This window comes from Roseovarius sp. TE539 (assembly GCF_003298505.1).
Classification (GTDB): domain Bacteria; phylum Pseudomonadota; class Alphaproteobacteria; order Rhodobacterales; family Rhodobacteraceae; genus Roseovarius.
Genome location: NZ_QNGB01000064.1, coordinates 1 through 1821, shown reverse-complemented (window position 1 = coordinate 1821; position 1821 = coordinate 1). Strand labels below are relative to the sequence as shown.

Below are 1821 nucleotides of genomic sequence, written 5' to 3'. Positions count from 1 at the left end.
CAACCTTCGGCCCCTTGATCGCCTTCCCATCAGGATGCGTGATCAGGCCAGCAAGGCGATCCTGAACATAATGGCGCAGGGCTTCGTTCGATGCCAGCTTGGCCACCTTCGGGCGGCGGGCCGCGCGTTCTGCATGCCACTGGGCCGTCGTCGCGCGATACTCGAAGCCACCGCTCCGGGCTGCCGCATTGCGCGCCAGTTCACGCGAGATCGTCGATGGAGCACGGTTCAGACATCGCGCCATGTGCCGCACGCCGCAGCCCCTGGCCCGCATCAACGCGATCTCCTCGCGTTCCTCGAAAGACAGATACCGTCCCGAAGGTCTCCCCGCGGAAGGTGCCAAATGTGATGGGGGCATGCCGCCGGCCTCGCGAAACCACCTCGTTCCTACTGGCTGTGATACTCCGACCTCGAGCGCCGCGCTTTCGCTTGAGCGTCCTGCTGCAATCAATTCCCAAAACTGCCGCCGTTCTTCCCGACGCGCAACGCCAGGACGCCCGGGTGAGTGCAGCGCCGCTCTCGTGCAACGCTCGGATCTTCGCTTGCCTCTTGCCATCGCAACCTCCTTCAAAAGGGTGTTGCGACGACCGGTTGAGACCGCCCTGGCTGCCGCGGTCTGAGTGGTGGATCAGACCGCCGCCTTCGGCCGGACATCGTTGACAGATGGCCTGGTTCAACGCATCGAGAACAAAGCTGGTGGTCATCGATGTTGAGACGCGCCAGCCCACGATCTTGCGCGCGAAGACATCGATGATGAAGGCGACGTAGACCATCCCTGCCCACGTCGACACATAGGTGAAATCCGACACCCAGAGCTGGTCGGGCATGGTCGCCACGAACTGCCGGTTGACCTTGTCGTCCGGTCAGGGCTGTGCCGGATCGGGGACCGTGGTTTTCGTCTTGCCGCGCGTAACCCCTTGCAATCCTTTCTCTCTCATCAATCGTTCCACGGTGCAGCGCGCAATGTCATGCCCGTCACGCCGAAGCTGGTGGTGAGCCATCGCGTCGCCATGCGTTCGAGACCGATGGCGAACACCTTGCGCGCCCCGTAGCGCCCCCGGCTCTTGTCGTGGACAGCCTTGATCTTCTCGAAATCCTGCACGTCCTGCCGGGCGCGATCCGAGGCAAGCTCTGGATTGCGCGCGATGGCGGCATGACGGTGAAAGGTCGCCGGGGCGATCTGCAGAACACGGCAGATCGGCTCGACCCCGAAAACTCCACGATGCTCTTCGATGAAGGCAATCATTTGCGGAACGGGCGGTCGAGCTCCGCCTGGGCAAAATATGCGTTCGACCATTGTCCTCGGACCAATGGCGGAAAATGGTCTCACCCTTCTTCAGGATCTCGTTGGCGGTGCGCAGCTCTTTGACCTCGCGCTCCAGTTCCTTGATCCGCGCCTTCTCTTCGCTGCTCGGCCCACTGCGTTCGCCCGCGTCACGCGCCGCCTGAATGCACCAGCTGCGCAGAGTGTCATGGGAGCAGCCGAGCTTCGACGTGATCGCGCGGTAGGCCGCGTTCTGCGCCGTCAAACGGTCCTCCGGACCGTTTGATCCGCTGCGCGGACCGGCTTGAACTCGCTGGTGTAATCAGCCCGCTGCTCGCGGTAGAGCCGAACGCCACGCTCGCGGAACTCGGCCGTGTACTTCGGGGTGTGCTTCTTCGATTCCATAAGGATCATCCTCTGAGAGTTTTACCCTCTCGGAAACCCGGGGCGTGTGTGGATGCCCCCTGTTTGGCAAGCGTTATCTGCGATTTTTCGGCGGGGTCTTCGATCGGACGTGTGTCAGGCCTCTGATCGTGGCCTTCCATGACGCCACGGGC

At 62.7% G+C, this 1821-nt stretch carries 2 protein-coding genes, 1 pseudogene and 1 other annotated feature; all 3 genes and pseudogenes read right to left on the bottom strand.

Going from position 1 to position 1821, the window contains the following annotated elements; translation table 11 throughout:
• A partial coding sequence (locus DQW77_RS18715) for a helix-turn-helix domain-containing protein (RefSeq protein ID WP_147095030.1) occupies positions 1-556 on the bottom strand: 556 nt, incomplete at its 3' end.
• A 46-nt stretch (positions 557-602) separates the two neighbouring features.
• Positions 603-1523, bottom strand: a pseudogene (locus DQW77_RS18710) (IS3 family transposase); the annotation flags it as partial.
• Positions 1172-1288: a sequence feature (AL1L pseudoknot), on the bottom strand. (Overlaps the previous pseudogene by 117 nt.)
• A gap of 2 nt (positions 1524-1525) precedes the next feature.
• Positions 1526-1669 carry a hypothetical protein gene (locus tag DQW77_RS18305; protein WP_181711340.1) on the bottom strand — a complete coding sequence of 48 codons (144 nt, stop codon included), beginning with the start codon at positions 1667-1669 and terminating at the stop codon, positions 1526-1528.
• Positions 1670-1821: the final 152 nt, after the last annotated feature.

Bases quoted from the DNA above. Each gene is read 5' to 3' on its own strand.
- DQW77_RS18305 (WP_181711340.1), bottom strand. From the start codon at position 1,669: ATGGAATCGAAGAAGCACACCCCGAAGTACACGGCCGAGTTCCGCGAG.